General features: G+C 33.6%; 23 protein-coding genes. 13 read left to right on the forward strand and 10 right to left on the reverse strand.

Annotation, left to right across the window (positions count from 1 at the left end):
• Positions 1–2: 2 nt before the first annotated feature.
• The 9 genes from V8G56_RS06465 to V8G56_RS06505 are packed head-to-tail and all read left to right on the forward strand — an operon-like array spanning position 3 to position 6038.
• Positions 3–518, forward strand: a complete 516-nt coding sequence (locus tag V8G56_RS06465; protein WP_395437618.1) for a GNAT family N-acetyltransferase — start codon at positions 3–5, stop codon at positions 516–518.
• Positions 519–531: 13 nt separating this feature from the next.
• Entirely contained in the window at positions 532–852 is a 321-nt protein-coding gene (locus V8G56_RS06470; RefSeq protein WP_395437619.1) for a DUF4286 family protein, read from the forward strand.
• 20 nt (positions 853–872) lie between these two features.
• A complete protein-coding gene (gene rsmA, locus V8G56_RS06475) occupies positions 873–1646 on the forward strand; it encodes a 16S rRNA (adenine(1518)-N(6)/adenine(1519)-N(6))-dimethyltransferase RsmA (protein WP_395437620.1) in 774 nt (257 codons plus the stop codon).
• Positions 1647–1667: 21 nt separating this feature from the next.
• Positions 1668–3041: a magnesium transporter gene (gene mgtE, locus V8G56_RS06480; protein WP_395437621.1), complete on the forward strand. Its 1374-nt coding sequence runs from the start codon at positions 1668–1670 to the stop codon at positions 3039–3041.
• A complete protein-coding gene (locus V8G56_RS06485) occupies positions 3041–3976 on the forward strand; it encodes a 2-hydroxyacid dehydrogenase (RefSeq protein ID WP_395437623.1) in 936 nt (311 codons plus the stop codon). Before mgtE ends, V8G56_RS06485 begins: the two co-directional genes overlap by 1 nt.
• 24 nt (positions 3977–4000) lie before the next feature.
• The gene (locus V8G56_RS06490; protein WP_395437624.1) at positions 4001–4456 is read left to right on the forward strand and encodes a DUF1801 domain-containing protein; all 456 of its coding nucleotides are present in this window, start codon (positions 4001–4003) and stop codon (positions 4454–4456) included.
• A 31-nt stretch (positions 4457–4487) separates the two neighbouring features.
• Entirely contained in the window at positions 4488–4859 is a 372-nt protein-coding gene (locus V8G56_RS06495) for a VOC family protein (RefSeq protein WP_395437625.1), read from the forward strand.
• 14 nt (positions 4860–4873) lie between these two features.
• Positions 4874–5260 (forward strand): VOC family protein, encoded by a 387-nt coding sequence (locus V8G56_RS06500; RefSeq protein WP_395437626.1) that lies wholly within the window; start codon positions 4874–4876, stop codon positions 5258–5260.
• Between the two features lie 13 nt (positions 5261–5273).
• A complete protein-coding gene (locus V8G56_RS06505; RefSeq protein ID WP_395437627.1) occupies positions 5274–6038 on the forward strand; it encodes a sulfite exporter TauE/SafE family protein in 765 nt (254 codons plus the stop codon).
• Between the two features lie 55 nt (positions 6039–6093).
• On the opposite strand, the gene V8G56_RS06510 is transcribed toward V8G56_RS06505, so the two are convergent.
• The 3 genes from V8G56_RS06510 to V8G56_RS06520 all read right to left on the reverse strand — a co-directional run bounded on the left by V8G56_RS06510 (position 6094) and on the right by V8G56_RS06520 (position 9742).
• Positions 6094–7929: a GNAT family N-acyltransferase gene (locus tag V8G56_RS06510; protein WP_395437628.1), complete on the reverse strand. Its 1836-nt coding sequence runs from the start codon at positions 7927–7929 to the stop codon at positions 6094–6096.
• Between the two features lie 83 nt (positions 7930–8012).
• The gene (locus tag V8G56_RS06515; RefSeq protein ID WP_395437629.1) at positions 8013–9263 is read right to left on the reverse strand and encodes an aspartate kinase; all 1251 of its coding nucleotides are present in this window, start codon (positions 9261–9263) and stop codon (positions 8013–8015) included.
• The gene (locus V8G56_RS06520) at positions 9263–9742 is read right to left on the reverse strand and encodes a GNAT family N-acetyltransferase (RefSeq protein WP_395437630.1); all 480 of its coding nucleotides are present in this window, start codon (positions 9740–9742) and stop codon (positions 9263–9265) included. Before V8G56_RS06520 ends, V8G56_RS06515 begins: the two co-directional genes overlap by 1 nt.
• 120 nt (positions 9743–9862) lie before the next feature.
• On the opposite strand from V8G56_RS06520, the gene fbp reads away from it, so the two are divergent.
• The gene (fbp, locus tag V8G56_RS06525) at positions 9863–10870 is read left to right on the forward strand and encodes a class 1 fructose-bisphosphatase (RefSeq protein WP_395437631.1); all 1008 of its coding nucleotides are present in this window, start codon (positions 9863–9865) and stop codon (positions 10868–10870) included.
• Positions 10871–10928: 58 nt separating this feature from the next.
• Here fbp and V8G56_RS06530 read toward each other — a convergent pair whose 3' ends face one another.
• The 7 genes from V8G56_RS06530 to gltB all read right to left on the reverse strand — a co-directional run bounded on the left by V8G56_RS06530 (position 10929) and on the right by gltB (position 22696).
• Positions 10929–12791, reverse strand: coding sequence for a SulP family inorganic anion transporter (locus V8G56_RS06530; RefSeq protein WP_395437632.1), 1863 nt, complete (start codon positions 12789–12791; stop codon positions 10929–10931).
• A gap of 328 nt (positions 12792–13119) precedes the next feature.
• Positions 13120–13749: a carbonic anhydrase family protein gene (locus V8G56_RS06535; RefSeq protein WP_395437633.1), complete on the reverse strand. Its 630-nt coding sequence runs from the start codon at positions 13747–13749 to the stop codon at positions 13120–13122.
• Between the two features lie 66 nt (positions 13750–13815).
• Positions 13816–14619 carry a universal stress protein gene (locus tag V8G56_RS06540; protein WP_395437634.1) on the reverse strand — a complete coding sequence of 268 codons (804 nt, stop codon included), beginning with the start codon at positions 14617–14619 and terminating at the stop codon, positions 13816–13818.
• 12 nt (positions 14620–14631) lie between these two features.
• Entirely contained in the window at positions 14632–16212 is a 1581-nt protein-coding gene (locus tag V8G56_RS06545; RefSeq protein ID WP_395437635.1) for a SulP family inorganic anion transporter, read from the reverse strand.
• Between the two features lie 83 nt (positions 16213–16295).
• Positions 16296–16598 (reverse strand): hypothetical protein, encoded by a 303-nt coding sequence (locus V8G56_RS06550; protein ID WP_395437636.1) that lies wholly within the window; start codon positions 16596–16598, stop codon positions 16296–16298.
• Between the two features lie 127 nt (positions 16599–16725).
• A complete protein-coding gene (locus tag V8G56_RS06555; protein WP_395437637.1) occupies positions 16726–18192 on the reverse strand; it encodes a glutamate synthase subunit beta in 1467 nt (488 codons plus the stop codon).
• 4 nt (positions 18193–18196) lie between these two features.
• Positions 18197–22696: a glutamate synthase large subunit gene (gltB, locus tag V8G56_RS06560; RefSeq protein WP_395437639.1), complete on the reverse strand. Its 4500-nt coding sequence runs from the start codon at positions 22694–22696 to the stop codon at positions 18197–18199.
• Between the two features lie 464 nt (positions 22697–23160).
• On the opposite strand from gltB, the gene V8G56_RS06565 reads away from it, so the two are divergent.
• From V8G56_RS06565 to V8G56_RS06575, 3 genes are read left to right on the forward strand one after another with little or no spacing between them, the layout of a single operon-like run.
• Complete coding sequence (locus V8G56_RS06565) at positions 23161–24189, forward strand: porin (protein ID WP_395437640.1); 1029 nt, start codon at positions 23161–23163, stop codon at positions 24187–24189.
• A 36-nt stretch (positions 24190–24225) separates the two neighbouring features.
• Positions 24226–24564, forward strand: coding sequence for a P-II family nitrogen regulator (locus V8G56_RS06570; protein ID WP_395437641.1), 339 nt, complete (start codon positions 24226–24228; stop codon positions 24562–24564).
• Between the two features lie 23 nt (positions 24565–24587).
• Positions 24588–25817: an ammonium transporter gene (locus tag V8G56_RS06575; protein ID WP_395437642.1), complete on the forward strand. Its 1230-nt coding sequence runs from the start codon at positions 24588–24590 to the stop codon at positions 25815–25817.
• Positions 25818–25854 lie beyond the last annotated feature (37 nt).

A 25854-nucleotide genomic window follows, 5' to 3' on the forward strand; every position in this document is an offset into this window, starting at 1 on the left:
TTATGAGTATTGCTGAAACCAACCGGCTTATGATATCTGAGTTGTCTCTTGAGGATGCACCGTTTTTTCTAGAGTTAGTGAACACGCCAAATTGGATAAAATATATAGGAGACAGAAACCTAAAAACTGTAAAAGATGCTGAAGAATATTTGTTGAATGGTACCTTAAAGAGTTACTCAGAATTTGGGTTTGGATTTTATAAATTACATCATAAGAAAGAAAATAAAGCCATAGGTACTTGTGGATTAATAAAGAGAGAACAATTAGAAGAAGTCGATTTGGGTTTTGCTTTTTTACCTGAATTTGAAGGGAAAGGCTTTGGTTATGAAGCTTCATTAGCTATTGTAGCGCTGGCCAAGAAGCGCTTTCATTTGAAGAATTTATTAGCAATTACTTTACCAACTAATGGTAATTCAATTAAACTTTTAGAAAAACTAGGATTTATCTATCAAAAAAGAATAAAACCTTTTGATGATGATAAAGAACTCCTGTTATTTGCAAAACAATTAGATTCGTAAGATATTCAGAACTATGATAATATATAATGTAACTTCTAACATTGATGAGAGCATTCATCAAAAATGGTTGGAATGGGTTAAAGAGCATATTCCACAGGTACTGTCTACCGGCTATTTTACTGAGGCAAAACTCACCAAGGTTTTAGTAAAAGAAGATCTAGGAGGTGTTACCTATTCTGTTCAATACAGAGCTAAATCAAGAGAAGCTTTAGAAGCTTATTATAAAAATGAAGCGGCTAAATTACGTCAAGATGCTGTAAAACATTTTGGAGATCGAGTATTATCTTTTAGAACTGAGTTAGAGATAATTGATGAGTATACAGTAAGCTATTAAATTTATGACCCATCTCATATATGACTGTTAAAGCCAAAAAGCATCTAGGACAACATTTTTTAAATGATGAAAGTATTGCAGAAAAAATTGCAGATACACTTGCTTTAAAAGGGTATAAATCAGTTTTAGAAATTGGCCCTGGAATGGGTGTTTTAACAAAGTATCTTCTTAAAAAAGATATTACTACTTACGTAATTGAAATAGATTCTGAATCAGCAGAATTTTTAAAAGCAAATTTCCTCAATTTAGCCCCAAGAGTTATAGAAAAGGATTTTTTAAAGTATGATATTAATGAAATATTTAAGGGAGAACCCTTTGCCATTATAGGAAATTTTCCTTACAATATCTCCACTCAGATTGTATTTAAAATGTTGGAAATGCGCAATCAAATTCCTGAATTTTCGGGTATGTTTCAGAAGGAAGTCGCGCAACGTATTTGCTCAAAGGAAGGGAGTAAAGTGTATGGAATTTTATCGGTATTAACTCAGGCTTTCTATGATGCTGAATATTTGTTTACGGTATTGCCTTCTGTTTTTAATCCACCTCCAAAAGTTGATTCAGGTGTGTTAAGGTTGGTGAGAAAGGAAAATTACAACCTGCCTTGTGATGAAGCTTTATTGTTTAAAGTGGTAAAAACTGCTTTTCAACAACGCAGAAAAACACTTCGTAACAGTTTAAAAACCTTCAATTTAAGCGAAAGTTTAAGAGAAGATACTATCTTTGACAAACGCCCTGAGCAGTTAAGTGTTCAAGAATTTATTTCCTTGACACAACTGATTCAAAAAGACGTTTAAAATCAAATAAAATTTTTCAAATTGTCAGAAGAAAAAGAGAACATACAGTTTCAACTCAGCAATGAGCTTATTGAACAGGTAGAACTTTTAGTTGAACAACAAAAAGACAGAGAACTTCAAAGGCTTTTTAATGAGATTCATTATGCTGATATTGCTGATATTCTAGATGAATTAGATCTGGAAGAGGCCATGTATGTTATCAAACTTCTGGATTCTGAAACCACCTCAGATGTTCTTATGGAACTGGATGAGGATAACAGAGAAAAAGTTTTAAAAAATCTATCGGCTAAAGAAATTGCTGAAGAAATTGAAGAGCTGGATACCGATGATGCTGCTGATATCATTGCTGAATTACCAGAAGATCGTCAACAAGAAGTTATTTCCAATATTGAAGATGAAGATCATAAGGCTGAGATAAAAGAGCTTTTGATGTATGATGAGGATACCGCAGGGGGTCTTATGGCGAAAGAGCTGGTTAAGGTTTATGAAACTTGGACGGTTGCTGGATGTTTAAGGAGAATAAGAGGTCAGGCCAAAGACGTGACACGCGTGCATTCAATTTATGTAGTAAACAAACAAAACAAACTAGTTGGAAGGCTTTCTTTAAAAGATTTAATTGTTGCAAAAAGCGACCAAAAAATATCAGATATTTATATAAAAAGTGTGGATAGTGTCAATGTCCATGACGATGCTGAAGATGTTGTAAAAGTGATGCAGAAATATGACTTGGAAGCCATTCCTGTTGTTGATAATTATCAACGGCTTATAGGTCGTATTACTATTGATGACATTGTGGATGTGATGAAGGAAGAGGCAGAGAAAGATTATCAATTAGCTGCAGGGATCACCAGTGATGTAGAAGCAGATGATAGTATTTGGGAACTTACAAAAGCACGCTTACCATGGTTGTTAATAGGCATGTTTGGAGGTATTGGGGCAGCAACTATTATTACTAATTTTCAAGTTGTCTTAAAAGATTATGCCATACTGTTGAGTTTTGTACCATTAATACAAGCAACAGCCGGGAATGTTGGAGTACAATCCTCAGCCATTGTGGTGCAAGGTTTAGCCAATGATACCATTAAGGGAGAGCTGTTAAAACGGTTGTTTAAAGAATTTTTATTGGGTTTGGTTAATGGCGTTGCCATTGCTTTCGTGGTACTATTTATTAGTCATTTCTTTTTTCAAACATCCTATTTAGTGTCCTTGACTATTGGGGCTGCATTAATTACCGTGATTATTATTGCCGCTTTAATTGGAACCTTTATTCCTATTTTTTTAGATAAAAGAGGGATTGATCCTGCCGTTGCAACCGGGCCATTCATTACCACAAGCAATGATATTTTTGGAATTCTCTTATACTTTTTAATTGCAAAAATGATTCTTGGCTTTTAATGAAAATTCTTCATTTAGATACTAATCACCATTTATTAATAGATCAACTTAATGATTTAGGCTTTATAAATCATGAGGATTATGCTTCTTCAATAGAAACTATTGAGTCCAAAATACATGAGTATGATGGGATTGTTTTAAGAAGCCGGTGTACGATTGACAAACAATTTCTTGATGCGGCCACCAACTTAAAATTTATTGGTCGGGTTGGTGCCGGATTAGAAAATATTGATTCTGATTATGCTGAAAAAAAAGGGATTACTTTAATAGCAGCGCCAGAAGGGAACAGAAATGCTGTTGGTGAGCATGCCTTAGGAATGTTATTGTCTTTATTAAACAAACTAAATAAAGCAGATGCCGAGATTAGAGAAGGGAAATGGTTACGCGAAGATAATAGAGGTGTTGAACTTGATGGCAAAACAGTGGGCATTATTGGTTATGGTAATATGGGAAAGGCTTTTGCGAAAAAACTTAGAGGTTTTGAGGTTGAGGTTTTATGTTGTGATATAAAGGAAAATGTAGGGGACGAAAATGCGAAACAAGTATCCCTTTTTGAATTACAACAAAGCGCAGATGTTTTAAGTCTGCATACACCACAAACCCCATTAACATTAAATCTTATAAATGCTGAGATGATTAAGCAGTTTAAAAAATCATTTTGGTTTATTAATACAGCCCGAGGGAAAAGTGTGGTCACCAAAGATTTGGTAGAAGCTCTTAAATCTGGTAAAATATTGGGGGCTGGATTAGATGTTTTAGAATATGAAAAAGCTTCTTTTGAAAACTTATTTTCTACGGACATACCAGAAGCTTTTAAATATTTGATTCATGCCAAAAACGTGATACTTACTCCGCATGTGGCAGGATGGACTGTTGAAAGTAAAGAGAAACTAGCTCAAACGATCGTCGATAAAATAAAAGATAAATTTTGTTAACTTTAGAAATCTAAAAGTCACAAAATGCAATACAAAGCCTATTCACCTGAAGATTACATAAAACAACTTCCAGAAGAAAGGCAACCGACCATTCGAAAATTACGTGAAACCATAAAGGCGAATTTGCCAAAAGGGTTTGAAGAAGTTATGAGTTATGGCATGATTGGTTATGTGGTTCCTCACTCAATATATCCAGCAGGTTATCACTGTACACCAGAATTGCCTTTGCCCTTTTTAAATATTGCCTCCCAAAAAAACTTTGTGGCGGTTTATCATATGGGAATGTATGCAAAAAAGGAGTTGCTTGATTGGTTTACGTTAGAGTTTCCTAAACATAGTAACCGTAAATTAGATATGGGGAAAAGCTGTATTAGGTTTAAAAACATGAATGATATTCCTTATAAGTTATTGGGTGAACTGGCATCAAGAATGACCATGGATGAATGGATTGGTATTTATGAATCTCAATTTAAAAAGTAAAAATAATTAACTAACTATTAAAATTAAAGTCATGAAATTAGGAGCATTTTCTGCAAGTCTAAGTGTTAAGGACATCAAGGCTTCAAAAGAGTTTTACGAAACGCTTGGTTTTTCAGTATATGCTGGGCAACTTGAAAAAAATTATTTAATCATGAAAAATGGTAATGCACTTATTGGCTTATTTCAAGGTATGTTTGAGAATAACATTTTAACCTTTAATCCTGGTTGGGATGAAAACGCCAATAAAGTAAAACCTTTCGATGATATAAGAATGATACAAAAACATCTTAAATCTAAAGGAATCAAATTAGGGTCGGAAGTTGATGAAACTTCATCAGGCCCGGCGAGTTTCATGATTTATGATCCAGACGGTAATGCCATTCTTCTAGATCAGCATGTATAATTGACATACAAAAAATGAAAAAGAGAGTCACAGGAATAGGCGGTTTGTTTTTTAAAACCAAAAACCTTAGTACTACCAAAGATTGGTATAAAAAACATTTAGGTTTTAATACAGATGACTATGGTTCTACTTTTTGGTGGAAGGATCAAGAGGGTAATAATTGTTCAACACAATGGAGCCCATTTCCCGAAGACACTAAGTATTACCAACCCTCAAAAAAAGATTTTATGTTTAATTACCGCGTAGAGAATTTGGTGGAACTCTTAAAAATCTTAAAAGAAGAAGGTGTTACTATTGTGGGAGAGATGAAAGAATATGAATATGGAAAATTTGGTTGGATTCTGGATAATGAAGGAAATAAAATAGAACTATGGGAACCCATTGATCAAGCTTTTTTATAATTTAAAATTTATATTGAATTACTTAGACCTTATTCAATCGTATAATCTATCTTGGATGCAATGGTCGGCTATTGGTTTAGCTGCCTTTTTACTTGGATTATCAAAGGCAGGTATTAAAGGGATAGGCATTATTATTGTCGTTATTTTAGCCTTTGTTTTTGGTGAAAAAACTTCCACAGGCATTTTATTACCCATGTTACTTTGTGCAGATGTTTTGGCGGTAATTTATTACAACCGGCATGCACAATGGAAATACATATTCAAACTATTACCTATGATGATTGTAGGGGTATTAGTTGGTGTTTGGCTTGGGAATGATATCTCAGAGATCATTTTTAAAAAATTAATGGCTATTATTATCATTGGGTCTGTTATCCTTATGTTTTTGGCTGAAAACAGGAAGTCAACAGCGGTTCCTAAATCCAAGGTGTTTTCATGGATTATGGGTTTTTTAGCAGGTTTTACTACTATGATAGGTAATTTAGCAGGACCGGTAGCTAATATTTATTTTTTGGCTATACGATTTCCTAAAAATGAGTTTATCGGAACTGCGGCATGGTTGTTTTTTATCATTAATATTTTTAAATTACCCTTTCATATTTTTGTTTGGAAAACAGTGAATGTTCAAACATTAACTTTAAATGCTGCTTTGATTCCTGTAGTTATATGTGGATTTTTTGTTGGGGCAGCCCTAGTGAAACGGATTTCAAATTTAAATTACCGTCGTTTTATTTTAGTAGTTACGGCTATTGGCGGGGTGATATTATTATTTAGGTAAGAAAGGATATTCTGAATACTGATTTTATTTTTATATGATTCCATGGTTCTTTAAACTAACTATGGTCGTCATTATTTTCCATAAACTTGCGCTCCAATTCGGCCTGAAATTCTTCCATAACTGGTTTTACTGTACTTTCAGGTAGGTCTGCAATTCTAATATACATGAGGCCGTCCACAGAATTGTTAAATAAGGGGTCTACATTAAAAGCTACCAATTTGGCATTTTGCTTGATATATTTTTTAAGAAGAACAGGTAAACGCAATGCGCCTGGTTCTATTTCATCAATGAATTTATCAAATTTATTTAAATCGGCTTCGGTTTCATCAAACACAAAATCTTTATCGGCATCTTTAAGTTTTACTTTAAATTCTTTCTTAGGATGCACATACTGGGCAATGTAGGGGTCGTAATAATGAGATTTCATAAACTCAATCATTAGCGATTTCGAGAAATTTGAAAACTGATTACTTATACTTACACCACCAATTAAATATTTGTGCTCTGGGAAACGCAAGGTTATATGAACAATACCTTTCCAAAGTAAAAACAAAGGCATGGGTTTTTGTTGGTAATCTTTAATAATAAAAGCGCGTCCCATTTCTATGCTCTGGCTCATCATTTTATACAATTCAGGCTCAAATCTAAACAGGTCCTGTAGATAAAAGCCATCAATACCAAATTGTGCAAATATTTTTGATCCTAGGCCGAGTCTGTAAGCACCTACAATAAGTTTATTTTCATTATCCCAAAGAAACATATGATGATAATAAGAATCAAAATCATCAAGGTCAATGGCTTCATTAGTACCTTCACCGACTTCTCTAAAGGTTATTTCCCTAAGCCTGCCTATTTCTCTTAAAATGTTAGGAATCTTATCCACTTGCGCTAAAAAAACTTCATAATTTTTGCTTTGCAATAATCTGAAATCCCCATCTCGAAGTGATTCAACTTCTTTGACCATGACCTCTTGAGAAATTGGAGTTACAATGTTTTTAGGCATTTTGACCACTTTTAAAGACGAGGAAATGTTATCTAATATTTTAGGCTTGTCTTCAAATGAATTAGCAAGCATATATGTTTTTCTTCTCAAAAAGTCACAAAATTCATCAAGGCTAGCATGTTCATTTTGATCTTCTACTGAAATTGGTTTCCCAATTCTGACCTTAATGACTCGCCGTTTTTGAGTTAAGACTTCTGAAGGTAATTTGGCCGTTCTAAACGTATCACTAATTTTTGAAAGCTTATAAAATAATTGGCTATTTTTAGCATGAAAATAAATAGGAACCACTGGAACCTTTGCCTTTTTAACAAGCTTCATAGCGGCTTCTTCCCAAGGTTTATCAACTACTAATTTCCCATCTCGGTAAGTCGACACTTCTCCAGCAGGAAAAATACCTAAAGGATGCCCTTCTCTTAAATGTATCAGCGCATTTTTAAAACCCGTGATACTAGATTTAACCTCTTTTCTGTCTTCAAAAGGGTTTACAGGCATGATATAAGGTTTCATAGGTTCAATACGGTGTAATAAAAAATTGGCGATAATTTTAAAATCGTCACGTTGCTCAAGCATCAATTTTAAAAGTAAAATACCGTCAATACCGCCAAGGGGATGATTAGAAATTGTGACATAGGCCCCATCTTTGGGCAAACGTTTTAAATCTTCTTCAGGAATTTCGAATTTAATTCGAAACTCTTCTAAAATAGAGTCTAAAAACACTAAACCTGAAAGATGCTTGTTTCTTTTGTAAAATTTATTAATAGTGGATATTTTAAGAAGTTTCATTAGTAACCAACCAATAAACGTTCCTATAAAACCATATTTATCTACATTGATTACTGAAGCAACTTCCTTTGCTGAAACTAAGCCTTCATCTACTTGTTTTCTCATACTTGCAAACCTAATCAAAATTTTTATTTTTTTATCTTAATATTTTTGGGTCGTTTGAAACTCTTTCTGGATAAATCAAAAATTTAAAGTGTCACCATTTGAACAGTACCTTGTGTTAATTGTTTAAGTAAAATGGTCTTATCTATTTCTAATTGTTTTATTGAGGTTTCGGAATAATTTCTTATTGTGTATAAGGAAACATTTTCATGGCAAGTTACATTAAATTTAGCCTTTAAATGATGTAATAGTTTGTCTAAATTATTATAAATATTATCAACACAAACTGAAAAACTGATAGCTGAATTTTGAATGACATCAACCTTCATTTTATACAAATGCAATAAGCTAAAGATTTCACTTATATTTTCTTCAACGATGTATGAAAAATCTAAAGAGGAGAGGGATATTAAAACTTGATTTTTCTTAACTATAAAGCATGGAATATTGGGGTCTAAAGGAATTCCTTTGCCGACTTTAGTTCCAGAGGCTTCAGGTTTAATAAAAGATTTGACATATAAAGGAATTTCTTTACGCTGAAGTGGTTGCAAGGTTTTAGGATGAATTACCGAGGCACCGTAAAAGGCTAATTCAATGGCCTCTCTATAAGATATTTTATGCAATAATTGTGCATTGTCAAAATAGCGCGGATCGGCATTTAAAACACCAGGGACATCTTTCCAAATGGTGACACTTTCTGCATTTAAACAATATGCAAAAATGGCCGCTGTATAATCACTACCTTCTCTGCCTAAAGTTGTTGTAAAATTATTTTTATCACTCCCTAAAAAACCTTGTGTAATATTTAAAACGGATGTATTAAATTTTTTATTTATTAAAGCTTGAGTTTCTTCCCAATTAACGTTTGCTCTTCTGTAGTAATTGTCCGTTTTGATAAATTCACGAACATCTAACCAGTCATTTTGAAAACCTATGTCGTTTAAATATGCACTTATAATACGCGTGGAAACAAGCTCGCCAAAACCTATAACCTGATCATAAACAAAATTATAATCCGGTGATTTATTGCTTTTCAAAAAAACATTTAATTCATCAAATAAGTTGGATAAGGTTTTAAAAATGGGATGTTGTTCATTTTCAAATAAATCTAAAATTATGGCATTGTGGTATTTTTTAACCTCTTGTAAAGAACTTTGCAATTCTTTTTTATTATTAAAATAGTTCCTGATGACAACCTCCAAGGCATTGGTTGTTTTGCCCATAGCAGAAACTACAATTAAGGTCTTTTTATGACCTGCTTTTTGAAGGACTTTAGCCAGATTTTTAACACCATTGGCATCTTTTACAGAAGCCCCGCCAAATTTGAATACTTGCATTATAGTTTGGATATATAATTTTTAATCGCTTTTTCATTTAAATGTACCACGTTCCAGTCGTGCATAACATGAGCCCCTTTTTTTTCATAAAAAACAATTGCTGGCTCATTCCAGTTAAGTACTTCCCAAGTAATACGTTTTACTCCTAAATGATGCCCGTATTTAACGACTTCGTCTAATAAGGCCGAGCCAATGCCAGAACCTCTCATAGCATCACTTACTATTAAATCTTCTAAATGTAAAGCCTTTCCTTTCCATGTTGAATATCTATTGTACACTAACGCCATACCTTCAATTTTTCCTTGCACTTCTGCAACAAAACAATGAAAGGAAGGGTTTTCACTAAAACCATCATTTTCTAAATCACGAATAGTTACTTCTACAGCCTCTGGTTCTTTTTCAAAAACAGCTAATTCCTTAATTAATGATAGAACTAGAGGCATATCACTTTTTTGGGCGTTTCGTATTGTAAAGCTCATAGGGTTATATTTAATTCAAAGATAGAGTAAAGTTATTTATTTAGGTTATGGAATATTTAACGAAATCGTTGTAGTTAGATTAAAAAAGATAGATATTTGCACAAACAAAACAACTATTTTATGTTTAAAAAGAATCAAACGCTTGGAGAGTTTATTATTGAAAATCAAATGTCTTTTAAATATTCTTCTGGCGAGTTGTCTACACTCTTTAATTCCATTCGTTTAGCGGCAAAAGTAGTAAACCATGAAGTTAATAAAGCCGGACTGGTTGATATTATAGGAAATGTGGGAGAGGTTAATATTCAAGGTGAAAACCAACAAAAATTGGATGTGTACGCGAATGAAAAGTTTATTCAAACTCTAATCAATAGAAATATTGTTTGTGGTATTGCCAGCGAAGAAGAAGATGATTTTATTGCTATTAATAGCCTTGATGAAAATCACCAGAATAAATATATTGTACTCATAGATCCTTTAGATGGGTCATCAAATATAGATGTAAACGTTTCTGTTGGAACTATTTTTTCGATATATAGAAGAGTAACTCCTGTGGGTACTCCTGTAACATTGGAGGATTTTTTACAAAAGGGAAACCAACAAGTGGCGGCTGGTTATGTTGTTTACGGAACCTCAACCATGCTAGTTTATACTACTGGTGATGGCGTTAATGGATTTACTTTAAATCCGGCCATAGGTTCTTTTTATTTATCACATCCAAATATGCAATTTCCAGAAAGTGGATCTATTTATTCGGTTAATGAAGGTAATTATATTCACTTTCCTCAAGGCATAAAAAATTATATTAAATATTGCCAACGCGAAGAAGAAGACAGGCCGTATACCTCAAGATATATAGGATCTTTGGTTTCTGATTTTCATAGAAACATGATAAAAGGTGGGATTTATTTGTATCCAAAAAGTTCTTTAAACTCTAATGGTAAACTAAGATTATTATATGAATGTAACCCTATGGCTTTTATTGCAGAGCAGGCCAATGGAAAGGCAAGTGATGGTTTTACAAGAATTTTAGACATTCAACCAACAGAATTACATCAACGGGTTCCGTTCATCTGTGGAAGCAAAAATATGGTTACTAAAGCTGAAGAATTTATGAGAGAAGCACAATAGCTAAAAATAGTATGATTTAAAAAGGCGAACTTATGAGTTCGCCTTTTTAATTTTATCATCAGAGGGTATCTTTCACATTATTCATGATCCAACCAATACATTCATTGAAAGTTTCAAACAAACATTCCTCAGGAATTAAATCTGGAATAATATCGATTCGTTCCATCATCAATTTTGGCTGGTTAAGTAAGCCTACAAACAAGACATCAATGTTATCCTTTCTTAAATCTACCAATACATCTTCCATAGCATATAAACCAGATTGATCTATATAAGGCATTTTTTCTAAGCGAATAACTACAGTGGATGCAGTTTTAGGTATTTGCTTTGCCAATAGTTGAAAATCGCTGGTGGTACCAAAAAACAGTGGCCCTTTGATATGTTTTATAAAAACCTCTTCTTTTAATTTTTCTGGGAAACCCATTTCATCTTTCCATGCTTCTTCTTTGAGTGGTTTAACATCTGAACTTAAAGCTGTTAAATCGCCTATTTTTTTCATAAACATTAAAGAAGCGATGATCAATCCAATGCCGACGGCATAAACTAAATTCCAAAATGTAGAGAGAAGTAATACCACAAGCATTATTAACACTTCCATACTAAATTTTAGTGGGCCTATTTTAACGTCTTTTGGCATACTGGGGATAGCTTTTAACCCTCTATAATCCATAACCCCTATACCAACTGTTATCAAAATACCGGCAAGTACGGCTGCAGGTATTTTGGAAGCGATAGGTCCTAATGCTAATAAGATTATTAGGAGCATAATCCCGGCTATCATTCCAGATAGTTTTGTTTTCCCCCCGGAGTTAATATTCACTACCGTTCGGATGGTTGCGCCAGCACCCGGAATACCACCGAAAATGGCGGCAATACTGTTACCAATACCTTGTCCAATTAATTCTTTATTGGGTTTATGTTTCGTTTTAGTCATATTATCAGCCACGACACTAGTAAGAAGGGAATCAATAGCTCCCAACAATGCTAAGGTTATGGCCGTAAAAATATAGGGAGTAATTCCAGATAAGCTAAAACTTGTAAATATTTGAAGATTTGGAAGTGGCAAACCACCTGGAATGGCTTCTATGGGTCTATAATTAAGGCCAAAACCAATAGCAGCACCCGAAACTACAACTAAGGCTACCAGCGTACTGGGAATGGCTTTGGTAATCCTTTTAAATCCGTAAATAATAAGAATAGTAAATAAAGTAAGAATAAGTTCCAGCCAATTAATATTTTGGACCGCTCTTGGCAAAGATTTAATGGCACCTAAAACACCAGAGGCATTATTTGAAGCGAGTGTTTCTGATTCTTTTTGCACATCTTCTGTAGAAATGGATTGAGCCCTTTCAATAGTAATTTTAAAATCTTCTAAAACCAATATGCCATCACCTGCTTCTTCTTTTAATATATTCTCCAGTATAATTTCTTCAGCAGCTGGTTTAAATTGATTTACATAATTTATATCTTCTTTAGGGTAATATCCAAGAGCCGGTAAAAATTGTGTAATTAATATAATGACACCAATAGCTGTCATAAAACCTGAAACAACAGGGTAGGGAATGTATTTTATATAAACACCTAATCCTAAAACCCCCAGTCCGACCTGAATGAGACCAGCTAAAAAGAAAACAATTAAAATGGCAGGAAGTGCTTTTTCAATATCACCATCATTAATGGCTATGATTCCTGCAATAACAACCATACTAACCGCAGTCATTGGTGCTGTAGGGCCTGATATTTGCGTATTTGTGCCTCCAAATAATGCAGCAAAAAAAGCTAGAAATATAGCGCCGTAAAGCCCTGCGCTAGGACCCAATCCTGAAGAAACCCCAAATGCTAATGCTAATGGTAAGGCAACAATTCCGGCTGTGATACCGCCAAAAGCATCTCCTTTAATATTTGAAAATAATTTCTTCATGGTATAGTTTGTTTGCTTGTAATGTAATATTATTTTTAGAATTTAGAAAGAGACAAAGCTCATTATATTAAATTGATCTCTGCTAATGGTTTCAAAAAATTGATTTATATAACACGTTTGGATTCTTATATTTTCGTTTAGCCTATAACTAATTCTATAATAAAGCCGTTTCTGTCAAAGACCGAACGTTTTATTTACTAAATACATTTCTAATTGACAATATTGCTATTATAGGCGTTCCTATAAAAACGCAGTGCTAACAATTTTGTTAGCACTGTCAATGCAATTTTATTTTTCAATTCATTTTTACTCAATTGAGGAATGTTTTTTATTCAAAAAAAGTCACTTCACCATTGTTTATATCATACATAGCGCCAACAATGAGAATTTCTCCGTTTTGTTCCATTTCTGAAAGTATAGGGCTTTCTTTATGGATTCTATCTATTGTCAGTTCAACATTTTTCTTTGCAACTGTATCAACGAATTCTAAATTAGATGAATTTCTTAAACTAGCATCTTTTGGTTCGGCAACGGCCTTTACTGCAGGAGTGATTTTCTCTATTAATTTAGTCAAATTGCCCATTTTAGCATCATCACAAGCGCCTTTAACGGCACCGCAACTAGTATGTCCTAAAACGACTATAAGTTTTGTGCCGGCTAACTTGCAGGCAAATTCCATACTTCCCAGAATATCTTCATTTACAAAGTTACCAGCAATACGTACGCTAAAAATATCTCCAAGACCCTGATCAAAAACTAATTCTGCTGAAACTCTTGAATCTATACAACTTAATATTGTTGCAAAGGGGAATTGACCATCACTAGTATCATTGACTTGTTCAAGCAAGTTTCTATTGGCTTTTAAATTATTTTGAAACCTTTGGTTTCCTTCTTTTAAATATTGTAATGACTTTTGAGGAGTCATAGTTGCTTGTGTTTCTCTTGTATGCGCTTTCATAATATGTTATTTTATTAAAAAATATTCTCTATAATTAGATTTATAAAGTTATTTGAAATTTTAATGTTACAAACCAGTAATTAAAAGGGAAACATTTGTTTTGTTTATTATTTCATTAATGTCTGACTTTATGAAGTCGGCATCTTGCTTAGTATTTTTCTCATCTCGGTTTACATATAATAAACTAATACTGTACTTATTTAGATAGTTTGATAAATTCTTTAGAGTATTATCATTTTGTTCAAATACATATTCTATTATTTTTTTGTCTTCAGACATGTTTGTTTTTTTTGTAACCGTAGAATTTTTAATGATTTTAAAAGACTTTAATGGTTCTTGAACATGGTCTATTAACCTTGCCGAAAAATCTAAATTAAATAAACCGTCATAACCGTTAAGTAACCCTAATGATATTTCTGTATTTGGTTCTATAGGATTTTTGTCTGTAGCGAACATAATAATACCATCGTGTTTATCTAAAACAAATTGTGTTATATTATCACCTACAAAATTCAAAGACTTTGGTTTTCGTTTTCCTAAGACAATAATATCTGGCTGATGTTCTTTAATATAGGTTTTAACTTCATTTTTTAAATTACCAAAAGCAAAGGAGTATTTTATTTTAATACCATATTCATCACAGATTGGGTTAATGATGTTTTGAATTTTTTTATGGACGTTTATATGTTCTTTATTAATTGTTCTAATAGCAGACAATTGATTATCTTTTTGTAATATATCTGTTGGTTTTTTTACATAAAAAAATTCTATTTGACCATTTGTCATTTTTGCAAGACTTACTGAACTTTTTAAGATGTTAGTAGTAGAACTTTTTAAATCTGAAAGCACCAATATTTTATATTTTTTCATAATATTTTAAATTTATGCTGTTTTTGGTCTTAGTTTAAAGAATTCAATAAAACTTGGCGGGTTTTCAACGATTCCCCGTTCTGAGATTAAATTAATATCTATATTTCTTTCTTTGGCTTTATAGGCAAAATCCTCAAGAATTTCAATAATGTCATTATCAAGATATCTTGTTTTCCTTACATCTAACTCTAAATAGGTATCTCTTGGTAAACTATCTAATTCTTTCAAAATAGCACCTTTATTAAAAAAGGTCACTTCTTCGGCAAATGTCATTTTTATTTTATGTTTCCCATTACTTTTGTCCTCAATATGCAAAAAATGAGAATTTTGATAGCTTTTAATTAAAATAACAACAATCCCAACGGTAAGGCCTAAAAATATTCCCACTAATAAATCAGTAAAAACAATACCCACCACGGTTACTGTAAATGGGATCCATTGTTTCCAGCCTAATTCATACATTTTTTTAAATAATGCTGGTTTAGCCAACTTATAACCTACTATTAGTAAGATAGATGCTAAAACAGATAGTGGAATCATATTTAATAATCTTGGAATTATAATTACTGAAATCAATAATAGAAATCCATGAATGATGGCTGAAAGTTTGGTTCTTCCGCCAGATTGAATGTTTGCAGAACTTCTAACTATAACCTGAGTAATAGGTAATCCTCCAACTAATCCAGATATAACGTTTCCAACTCCTTGAGCCAGTAACTCCCTGTTTGTAGGTGTTACATTTTTATGAGGGTCTAATTTATCTGTCGCCTCAACACACAAAAGGGTTTCTAAACTGGCAACTAAGGCTATAGTAAATGCCACAATCCATACTTCTGTATTTGTAATGGCTGAGAAATTTGGAAAGCTGAATTGATTCAAAAAAGAACCTACGTCTTCAGGTATTGGTACACTTACCAAATGAGAAGCCGAAATGCTTAATACATCATTTGACTTTGTTAAAAAATAGAAAATTATGCCAACAATAACTACCACTAATGGACCTTGAATAACTTGAAAAAATTTACCTTTTTTAGATAAAATTTTATCCCAGAACAACAAAATACTTAAAGCAATTACACCTATTAAGGCAGAACCTGGCTTAATATAATTAGTCATATTGAATAATTCTGAGAATGAATTTTCACCGTCAATTTGCATAAAAGACCAAGCCCCTTCCGGGTTAGAATCATACCCAAAAAAATGAGGTATTTGTTTTAAGATGATAATAATTCCAATACCGGTCAACATGCCTTTAATCACTGAAGACGGAAAATAATAACCTATAATCCCGGCTTTTAAGATTCCAAAAAGGATTTGAATAATACCACCTAAAACAACAGCCACTAAAAAGTTTTCATAGCTTCCTAATGTGCTTATCGCTGTTAATACAATGGCAGCTAGTCCGGCGGCTGGTCCACTAACCCCAACTGTTGAACCACTTAAGGAACCTACTATAATACCACCTATGATTCCAGCAATGACCCCCGAAAATAATGGAGCACCACTGGCTAAAGCAATACCTAAACATAATGGTAATGCTACAAAAAATACGACTATACTAGCCGGTAAGTCATTTTTAATATATTTAAACATATTATAATAATTTTATGCATTTAGCAAAATGCTAAATGATGTTAAAACTAACAATGTGGCTATTTAAAGCCTAAAAATCAAAATTATAATATGTGAAATTCAGGAGGAGGGGAAATGAGATTTAAATGAGGTTTTGGATATTTTTTAAAATAATAGCCATGATGATTTATTGATTTAGTAAATGAAAAACCAGCATCATTTCCAATGGAGTTATTAAATACAACTTCAAATGTTTTTGATGTTTCGCTTCCTTTTTCTTCTTCTTCTGAGGCAGAATAGAATACGGAAATATCTACAGAATCATCAACCAATGAAATTAATGTCGGCGCAGCAAGTAAGGCCAAAAAAATTAATGATAAAAAGATAGAACCGATGTTTCTTAACATAATTTGAACAAGTGTAAAGGCGTAAATATAGTATTTTTTAAAAATAATTCTGTTAAGTAATAATTAAAACCTCATAAACCTTAATTTTTTTAGTTTTAAAAATATCGTTCAAAAGATATACTATAGCTTAAACTCGAGGTAAATCATTACTGTCTTTTAAAGGTAGATTAGATTTACCCATTAAATAGTTGTCTATGTGATAAGCTGCTTGCCTTCCTTCAGAAATGGCCCAAACTATTAACGATTGTCCTCGGCGCATATCTCCTGCCGTAAAAATCCCAGGGACATTGGTCATATAATTTTTAGTTGAAGCATTAATATTAGTTCTAAAATCAGTTTCTAAGCCAAATTGGTCAATAAGTGTTGTTTCAGGTCCCGTAAAACCTAAGGCCAAAAGCACTAAATCACAATCCCATTGTTTTTCAGTATTCGGCAGTTCTTTTAATTGTGGCCGTTCACCTTCTTTAAAAACCCACTCTACTTCAGTAGTAATTAAACCTGTTAAATTACCATCTTTATCGCCTAAAAATTCTTTTGTTGAAATACTAAAAAAGCGTTCAGCACCTTCTTTATGTGAAGAGCTGGTGCGCAAGCGCATGGGCCAATAAGGCCATGGTTGATTGGCAGGTCGTCCAGTAGCTGGTTTGCTTAATATTTCAAAATTTGTAACAGATTTAGCACCATGGCGATTGGATGTTCCTATACAATCAGAACCAGTATCTCCACCACCAATGACGATCACATTTTTATCTTTTGCATATAATACTTCTTCAAAATCTGAAACACCATCAACCCTCTGATTGTTTTGTTTTAAAAAATCCATGGCTTGGTGTACCCCTTTTAAATGAGCCCCTTTTATAGGGATGCCCCGTCTGGTAGTAGAACCACCACATAATACAATAGCATCAAAGTCCTCCTTTAGAGTTTCAACACTTATATTTTTGCCAACATGAGCATTTGTTTTAAAGACAATACCTTCTTCTTCTAAAACAGCAATTCTTCTATCGATTACTTTTTTTTCTAGTTTAAAATCCGGAATGCCATAACGAAGTAAACCTCCAACTTTAGCATCGCGTTCAAAAACAGTTACCAAATGTCCCGCTCTGTTTAATTGTTGCGCAGCTGCCAGTCCTGACGGTCCAGACCCTACTACTGCAACAGACTTTCCAGTTCTGGCAGCCGGTGGCTGTGCTGTAATCCAACCTTCTTTAAAGGCAGTTTCAACAATATTTTTTTCAATATTTTCAATGGCTACAGGGTCTTCATTGATACCTAGTACGCAGGCTTCTTCACATGGTGCCGGACATAATCTACCAGTAAATTCTGGAAAATTATTAGTTGAATGTAATATTTTAGCAGCCTCTTTCCATTTTCCTTTATATACGTTATCGTTGAAATCAGGAATTAAATTTCCTAAAGGACAACCACTATGGCAAAATGGAATACCACAATCCATGCATCTAGCGCCTTGATTTTTAAGAGCTTTATCATCCATAGGAATGGTAAATTCTTTATAATTATTGACTCGGTTTTCAACCGCTTCGTACTTTTCAACTTCTCTTTCAAATTCTAAAAATCCTGTAGTCTTTCCCATGTTCTTAACGTGTTATAAGATTTTCTTGTTCTAGTCTTATTAATGCTTGCCTGTATTCTTCTGGAAGCACTTTGATAAATTTCGGTAATTCAGCTTCCCATTTTTCAAGAATTCTCTGTGCTAACGGGCTTAATGTAGCATTATAATGATTTTCTATCAAACTTTTTAAGATGTTTATGTCTTCGCTTTCTGTAACAGGATTCAGGTTTAAGCCTTCGGTGTTACAATGATTTTTGAAGGTGTTATTGGTATCATAAATAAACGCAATACCACCACTCATACCTGCTCCAAAGTTTCTGCCTACTTCTCCAAGAATCACAGCAATACCACCAGTCATATATTCGCAACCATGATCTCCTATACCTTCAACAACGGCTTTAGCTCCCGAGTTCCTTACGCAGAAACGTTCACCAGCTTTTCCGTTTATATAAGCTTCTCCAGCAGTGGCGCCATATAAAGCGACGTTACCAATAATGACATTTTTTTCTGGAATAATAGTAGCCTCTTCAGGGACTTTGATGATTAATTTTGCTCCAGACAATCCTTTACCTAAATAATCATTGGTGTTACCACTGACAATCAATGTAAGACCATGTGTTGAAAAGGCTCCAAAACTTTGGCCAGCAGAACCGGTAAAATTAATTTTCAGAGTGTTTTCCGGTAATCCTTGTGCTCCGTAAATTTTAGAAATCTCATTACTTAATATGGCTCCAGTTGCTCTATCCATATTGCAAATTTTGAGATCTAAAACTGTTTTTTCTTTTCTAAAAAGTGCCGGATGTGCTTTATTAATAATTTCAAAATCTAATGACTTCTCCATATGATGGTCTTGATGTTCTGTATTATATAATTTGGTATCAGGACTAACAGGAATTCTATGAAGAATTGGGGATAAATCAATACCCAATGCTTTATAATGTTCAATAGCGTTATTTCTATTTAATTTTTGAACTTGACCAACCATTTCGTTCACTGTTCTAAAACCAAGTTTTGCCATTATTTCTCGTAATTCTTGTGCAACGAAATACATGAAATTAACAACATGTTCTGGTTTTCCTTCAAATTTTTTGCGTAGCTCAGGGTTTTGAGTGGCAATACCCACAGGGCAGGTGTTTAAGTGACAAACCCGCATCATAATGCAGCCTGAGGCCACTAATGGCGCCGTTGCAAAGCCAAATTCTTCGGCTCCTAATAAACAGGCGATGGCAACATCTCGACCGGTTTTTAACTGACCATCACATTCTAAAACCACACGGTTTCTTAGGTTGTTCATTACTAAAGTTTGTTGTGCTTCAGCCAAACCTAGCTCCCATGGTAAACCTGCATGTTTTAGAGAGGTTAGTGGGGATGCTCCGGTGCCGCCATCATGACCAGATATTAAGATAACATCTGCTTTTGCTTTTGAAACTCCTGCTGCTACGGTACCTACACCAACTTCAGATACTAGTTTTACATTAATTCTTGCTTCGCGGTTCGCTGATTTTAAATCATAGATTAATTGCGATAAATCTTCTATTGAATAAATATCGTGATGAGGTGGTGGCGATATTAAACCCACATAAGGTGTTGAATTTCGGGTTTTTGCTATGCTAGGATTTACTTTAGGGCCAGGTAATTGTCCGCCTTCTCCAGGTTTAGCTCCTTGAGCCATTTTTATTTGAATTTCTGAGGCGTTGGTTAAGTAATTTGAAGTGACTCCAAATCTTCCAGAGGCGACTTGTTTGATGGCACTATTTTTCCAATCGCCATTAGCGTCTTTATAGAATCGTTCTTCGTCTTCACCGCCTTCACCGGAATTGCTTTTTCCACCAATCCTATTCATAGCCACTGCTAAATTCTCATGAGCTTCTTTGCTAATAGAGCCATAGGACATGGCACCGGTTTTAAAACGTTTTACAATCTCGGTCCAAGGTTCAACTTCCTCTATGGAAATGGGATCATAGTTTGTAAATTCAAACAAACCTCTAATAGTCATTAAATGACTGGTTTGATTATTTATCAATTCTGAATATTCCTTGTAAGAGCTATGTTTATTACTTCTAACCGATTCTTGCAATTTTGCAATGGTTAATGGATTAAACATGTGTTGTTCACCGTTTCTTCTCCATCTGTATTGGCCGCCAACTTCTAGGTCTAAATCACCTGCAATGTGTTTTTCTTTATAAGCGTTAAGGTATCTTTTGCTAATTTCTTTTTCAATTTCATGTAAACCTATACCTTGAATTCTTGTGACTGTATTTGGGAAATATTGATTAACCACGACAGTGTTAATACCAATGCATTCAAATAATTGAGAACCTCTATAGGAGTTAAGGGTAGAGATGCCAATTTTATTCATCACTTTTAAAATCCCTTTTCCAACCGCTTTATTAAAGTTTTCTACTGCCTCTTCAGTGGAAATAGTGATGTCTAATTCATTGATGTTATCTTCAATAATTTCATTAACCATATAAGGGTTAATGGCACTGGCGCCATAACCAAATAATAAAGCAAAATGATGAACTTCCCTTGGTTCAGCAGACTCTATAATGAGACTTAGTTTAGAACGTTTCCCTATTGTGCGTAAGGCACTGTTAATAAATGAGCAAGCTAATAAGGCAGGGATTGGTGCGTTTTGTTCGTTAACATTTCTATCGGTTAAAATAATAATATTGGTGCCTTCGTTTATTGCTTTTAAAATGTCATTAAGCAGCGTTTGCAAAGCCTCTTCCAAACCGTTATGTCCTTTGTTTATTTCATATAAAATAGGGAAAGACGTTATTTTAAAATCTGGGTTTTGATAGCTTTTAATTTTGTCTAAATCTTGTTTGGAAATTACAGGATTCTTTATTTTTAACTTTTTACAATGACGCTCGTTGATTTCAAAAATATTTGAATCGCTTCCCAATGTTAAACTAATATCTGTAATTAATTCTTCTCTAATACCATCTAATGGTGGATTGGTAACCTGTGCGAAAAGTTGTTTAAAATAATTATATATTAATTGTGGCCTATCTGATAAAACAGCGATTGGGGTGTCAGTACCCATAGACCCAATAGGTTCTTTGGCACTTTGAGCCATTGGTAAAATAATGGTCTTTACATCTTCTTGAGTATAGCCAAAAATAACCTGCCGTTTATTTAATTTTTCTTCATTTAAAAATATTGGGCAGTCATTATAGGGTATGTCTTTTAGGTGTACTAAGTTAGTGTCTAACCATTTTTTATAAGGGTATCTGCTTGCTATTTCCTCTTTAATTTCTTCATCATTTATAATGCGTCCGGCATTCATATCAACTAAAAACATTTTCCCGGGTTCTAATCTCCCGTGAAATTCAATATTTTTTGGAGCTATTTCAATGACGCCAGTTTCTGAAGACATGATCACATAACCATTTTTAGTGACAGTATACCGTGAAGGACGAAGCCCATTTCTGTCTAATACGGCACCAATATAATTGCCGTCCGTAAATGGAATAGAAGCTGGTCCATCCCATGGTTCCATTAAACAAGAGTTGAATTCATAAAAAGCTTTTTTAGCCTCAGACATATCAGGATTTTTCTCCCAGGCTTCCGGAACGAGCATCATCATGACTTCTGGTAATGAACGACCTGTCATTAAAAGTAATTCAACCACCATATCCATAGATGCCGAGTCAGATTTTCCTAAAAGCACAATAGGTAATATGCTTTTTATTTCATCACCAAACCAATCACTTTTCATTAACTCTTCACGCGAAAACATTCTGGCTACATTACCCCTTAAGGTGTTTATTTCACCGTTGTGGCACATATACCTAAATGGCTGGGCTAAATCCCATGTTGGAAAAGTATTTGTAGAGAAACGCTGATGTACCAAGGCTAGTCGAGTAACAAACAAAGGGTCGTTTAAATCTTTATAGAAGAGTTTAATATCTTCTGGAACTAATAATCCTTTATAGATAATGATTTTAGTTGACAAACTTGGGAGGTAGAAAAATGAACTTTCCGAAAGCTTTGAACCATAAATTTCATGTTCTGCTTTTTTTCTGGCGATGAACATTTTTAAGTTAAATTGGAAATCATCCTGTTTAGTATTTTCTTTTCCTATAAAAACCTGTTTGATAAAAGGCTGTGTTTTAGCTGCTAGTTCACCTAAAACAGAAGTGTCAACAGGAACAGTTCTCCATCCTAAAATTTCAAGACCTTGTTCTTTAAAATGTTTTTCAAAAACAGTGATGCAGAAAGTTTGCTGATTTTCTTTTTTAGGTAAAAAAACATTGCTTACCGCATAATTGCCAGCTGAAGGTAGTTTAAATGAACAATTTGTTGTAAAAAAATCATGCGGGATATCTATTAAAATACCAGCACCATCACCTGTTTTTCCATCAGAACTAACGGCCCCTCTGTGTTCTAATTTTTCGAGAATTTCTAATGCTTTATGAATGATGTCATTTGACTTGATTCCTTTTAAACTACAAATAAAACCGGCTCCACAATTATCGTGTTCAAATTCCGGTAAATACATTCCTTGTTTCTTCAACATAATCAACAAATTTTAATATGAAATATCACTTATCAAAGCGAATATATGTAGATGACTTTAAATTATAACTAGGGCTAATTCATTATTTCGATTTTTAATGTATAAAGGAGTTAAAAATAATTATATAACAATTAATGAGGGAAATATTAATAAATATTCAATAACAAAAAATTAGGAATAAATGCAGATATATCAATTAACAGCTATAAAAGAGTACGATATCAGAAAGATTTAAAGTAAACAGGATTAATTTCTAATAATAACACAAATCCTTAATTTATCAAAAAACCAAAATATCAAATAAAAATTGACAGCCCCCTAAAAAAATAAGGGTAAAATATAAAAAATGATAAAAATGAATGATATAGGGCTAAAAATTATAGGGGTATAAAACTTTTTATATAAGTTTACGCCGAATTAACGATAAAATAATAGTTAAAAACAATAACTTAAAATTAAGAATTATGAAAAAAATTATTACAATTTCAATGTTTTTGGTGGCTCTTGTATCATTTGCACAAGAAGAAGCACCAGTAGAGGAAAAGAAATTTACTTTAAGTGGTAGTATTGATGCCTATTATAGAGCGAATCTTAATGCTCCAAATGATGCCGATAATTGGACTAAACCAGGAACTTCATTTGCGAACCTACCAGGATTTGCTTTAGGCATGGCTAACGTTGTGGCTTCTTATGAAGGAGAAAAAGTTGGTTTTGTGGCTGATTTAGTATTTGGACCAAGAGGTACTGATGCTATTTTTGCTTCTCCAATGTATTCTGCAACAGGCAATATAGTTAATCAATTATACGCTTATTGGAATGTTAGCGATAATGTTACATTAACTATGGGTAATTTCAATACCTTTTTAGGATATGAGGTTATTTCGCCAGTTGGTAACTTTAACTATAGTACCTCTTATTTATTCTCTTATGGACCATTTAGTCATACTGGGTTAAAAGCAGATTTTACTTTATCAGATGATTTAAGTTTAATGGTAGGTGTTATGAATGATACGGACGCTACTGAATTTAATCCAACAGGGGACTATGCGTTTGGCGCACAATTAGGTTATAAAGGACAATTCCTAAATGTATTAGTTGATCCTTCTTTCTTCGAGATAGATTTTACAGGAGGATTTGATGTGTCAGATAAATTCTATTTAGGTATAAATGGTGCGTATTATAGCCTTGAAGACGATGGAGGTGGTTTTTATGGTGCAGCCCTGTACCCGCAATTCGCAACTTCTGATGCCTTTAAAATTGGTTTAAGAGCTGAATATTTTGTTGAAGACGGTATTTTTGGAGCTATTGGAACTGGTGTTGCTGACAGCAGTGTCTTTGCAGCCACATTAACTGGTAGTTATGTTATTGACAATTTAACTATTAAACCAGAATTAAGACTTGATAACGCTTCAGATAATGCGTTTTTAGATAATGATTTAGGGCCACAAAAAAGCTTAAGTTCATTTGTTTTAGCGGCTATTTATAGCTTCTAATAAAAGAAATTCGAATAAAACTAGATTAATAATATTATGAAAAAAGTAGAAGCAATTATTAGAAAATCCAAGTATAGTGAGGTGAAAGAAGCGCTTCATGCTGTTGGTGTAAACTTTTTCTCTTACTGGGATGTTACCGGACTTGGTAACGAAAAGGAAGGACATGTTTACAGAGGCGTATCCTATAGTACAAGCGATATTCAAAGAAGGTATTTGTCTATTGTAGTTAATGATGATTTTGCAGAAGCAACAATTAATGCCATTCTGAAATCCGCAGGAACTGGTGAAGTAGGAGATGGTAAAATATTTATATCTGAGATAGCAGAAAGTTATAGAATTAGAACAGGAGAAAAAGGTGGAGACACTTTAAAATAAACGTCAACAAATAATATTTAATTATGGAATTACTTACAATAAATAATGTATGGATGATGATCTGTACAGCACTCGTTTTCTTTATGCACTTGGGATTCTCATTGCTTGAAATTGGTTTGACAAGACAAAAGAATACAATCAACATCTTATTTAAAAATGTTTTTATTATCACGATTGGGCTTTTATTATACTGCTTGGTTGGTTTTAACTTGATGTATCCAGGTGAATTTAACGGCTTTTTAGGATTCGCTGGTTTTGGATTATCGTCTCCTATAGTGGACGGAGCTTTAGATTTATCATACAATGAAGGCTATACATACTGGACAGATTTCTTGTTTCAGGGTATGTTTGCGGCCACCGCTGCAACTATTGTATCTGGTGCCGTCGCTGAACGTATAAAAATTGGACCATTTATGATTTTTACTGTTTTATATGTTGGATTAGTATATCCCATTGCTGGTTCTTGGAAATGGGGCGGTGGTTTTTTACAAACCTTGGAGACTCCTTTCTATGATTTTGCAGGTTCTACTTTGGTACATTCCGTTGGAGGATGGGCTGCATTGGTAGCTGTTTGGTTATTAGGAGCTAGAATAGGTAAGTTTAAAGACGGAAAGGCTCAAGCTATTCCAGGGCATAACCTTCCATTAGCAACCGCCGGTGTTTTAATCTTATGGTTAGGTTGGTTCGGTTTTAACGGAGGTTCAGTACTTTCAGCAGATCCAGGACTAACTTCATTAACCTTAGTTACCACTTGTTTAGCCGCGGCAGCGGGAGGTGTTGTGGCCATGTTAGTATCTGGAGCAATGTATAAAAATTTAGATCTTACTATGTTTTTAAATGGAATATTAGGAGGATTAGTTGGAATTACTGCCGGTGCTGATCAAATGAGTCCAACAGATGCTATTTTAATAGGGGCAATAGCAGGAGCTATTATTGTTTTTGCAGTTGCTTTTGTTGATAAAATTAAATTAGATGATCCTGTTGGAGCTATTGCAGTTCACTTGATTTGCGGTGTTTGGGGTACTTTAGCGGTTGGAATTTTTGGTGCTCTTGCTGGTATGGATCAATTTATAAGTCAATTAATTGGAGTGGTATCTTATGCAGTATTTTGTATAGGAACAAGTTTTGTTATACTGTTTGCGTTGAAGAAAACAATGGGAATCAGAGTTTCAGAGATTGAGGAATTAGAAGGCTTAGATGGTTATGAACATGGCATGGATGCTTATCCGGATTTCAGATTAAATGAGCATTAAGATTAAATAAATTAGAAAAAAAAGGAAGCCTTAATTT

Origin of the sequence: Gaetbulibacter aquiaggeris, from assembly GCF_044003965.1 — a bacterium.
Classification (GTDB): domain Bacteria; phylum Bacteroidota; class Bacteroidia; order Flavobacteriales; family Flavobacteriaceae; genus Yeosuana; species Yeosuana aquiaggeris.

Excerpts from the sequence above, each read along its gene's own strand:
- V8G56_RS06465 (WP_395437618.1), top strand. The coding sequence starts at position 3 with ATGAGTATTGCTGAAACCAACCGGCTTATGATATCTGAGTTGTCTCTT.
- V8G56_RS06470 (WP_395437619.1), top strand. The coding sequence starts at position 532 with ATGATAATATATAATGTAACTTCTAACATTGATGAGAGCATTCATCAA.
- rsmA (WP_395437620.1), top strand. The coding sequence starts at position 873 with ATGACTGTTAAAGCCAAAAAGCATCTAGGACAACATTTTTTAAATGAT.
- V8G56_RS06485 (WP_395437623.1), top strand. The coding sequence starts at position 3,041 with ATGAAAATTCTTCATTTAGATACTAATCACCATTTATTAATAGATCAA.
- V8G56_RS06490 (WP_395437624.1), top strand. The coding sequence starts at position 4,001 with ATGCAATACAAAGCCTATTCACCTGAAGATTACATAAAACAACTTCCA.
- V8G56_RS06495 (WP_395437625.1), top strand. The coding sequence starts at position 4,488 with ATGAAATTAGGAGCATTTTCTGCAAGTCTAAGTGTTAAGGACATCAAG.
- V8G56_RS06500 (WP_395437626.1), top strand. The coding sequence starts at position 4,874 with ATGAAAAAGAGAGTCACAGGAATAGGCGGTTTGTTTTTTAAAACCAAA.
- V8G56_RS06510 (WP_395437628.1), bottom strand. The coding sequence starts at position 7,929 with ATGAGAAAACAAGTAGATGAAGGCTTAGTTTCAGCAAAGGAAGTTGCT.
- V8G56_RS06515 (WP_395437629.1), bottom strand. The coding sequence starts at position 9,263 with ATGCAAGTATTCAAATTTGGCGGGGCTTCTGTAAAAGATGCCAATGGT.
- V8G56_RS06520 (WP_395437630.1), bottom strand. The coding sequence starts at position 9,742 with ATGAGCTTTACAATACGAAACGCCCAAAAAAGTGATATGCCTCTAGTT.
- fbp (WP_395437631.1), top strand. The coding sequence starts at position 9,863 with ATGTTTAAAAAGAATCAAACGCTTGGAGAGTTTATTATTGAAAATCAA.
- V8G56_RS06530 (WP_395437632.1), bottom strand. The coding sequence starts at position 12,791 with ATGAAGAAATTATTTTCAAATATTAAAGGAGATGCTTTTGGCGGTATC.
- V8G56_RS06535 (WP_395437633.1), bottom strand. The coding sequence starts at position 13,749 with ATGAAAGCGCATACAAGAGAAACACAAGCAACTATGACTCCTCAAAAG.
- V8G56_RS06540 (WP_395437634.1), bottom strand. The coding sequence starts at position 14,619 with ATGAAAAAATATAAAATATTGGTGCTTTCAGATTTAAAAAGTTCTACT.
- V8G56_RS06545 (WP_395437635.1), bottom strand. The coding sequence starts at position 16,212 with ATGTTTAAATATATTAAAAATGACTTACCGGCTAGTATAGTCGTATTT.
- V8G56_RS06550 (WP_395437636.1), bottom strand. The coding sequence starts at position 16,598 with ATGTTAAGAAACATCGGTTCTATCTTTTTATCATTAATTTTTTTGGCC.
- V8G56_RS06555 (WP_395437637.1), bottom strand. The coding sequence starts at position 18,192 with ATGGGAAAGACTACAGGATTTTTAGAATTTGAAAGAGAAGTTGAAAAG.
- gltB (WP_395437639.1), bottom strand. The coding sequence starts at position 22,696 with ATGTTGAAGAAACAAGGAATGTATTTACCGGAATTTGAACACGATAAT.
- V8G56_RS06565 (WP_395437640.1), top strand. The coding sequence starts at position 23,161 with ATGAAAAAAATTATTACAATTTCAATGTTTTTGGTGGCTCTTGTATCA.
- V8G56_RS06570 (WP_395437641.1), top strand. The coding sequence starts at position 24,226 with ATGAAAAAAGTAGAAGCAATTATTAGAAAATCCAAGTATAGTGAGGTG.
- V8G56_RS06575 (WP_395437642.1), top strand. The coding sequence starts at position 24,588 with ATGGAATTACTTACAATAAATAATGTATGGATGATGATCTGTACAGCA.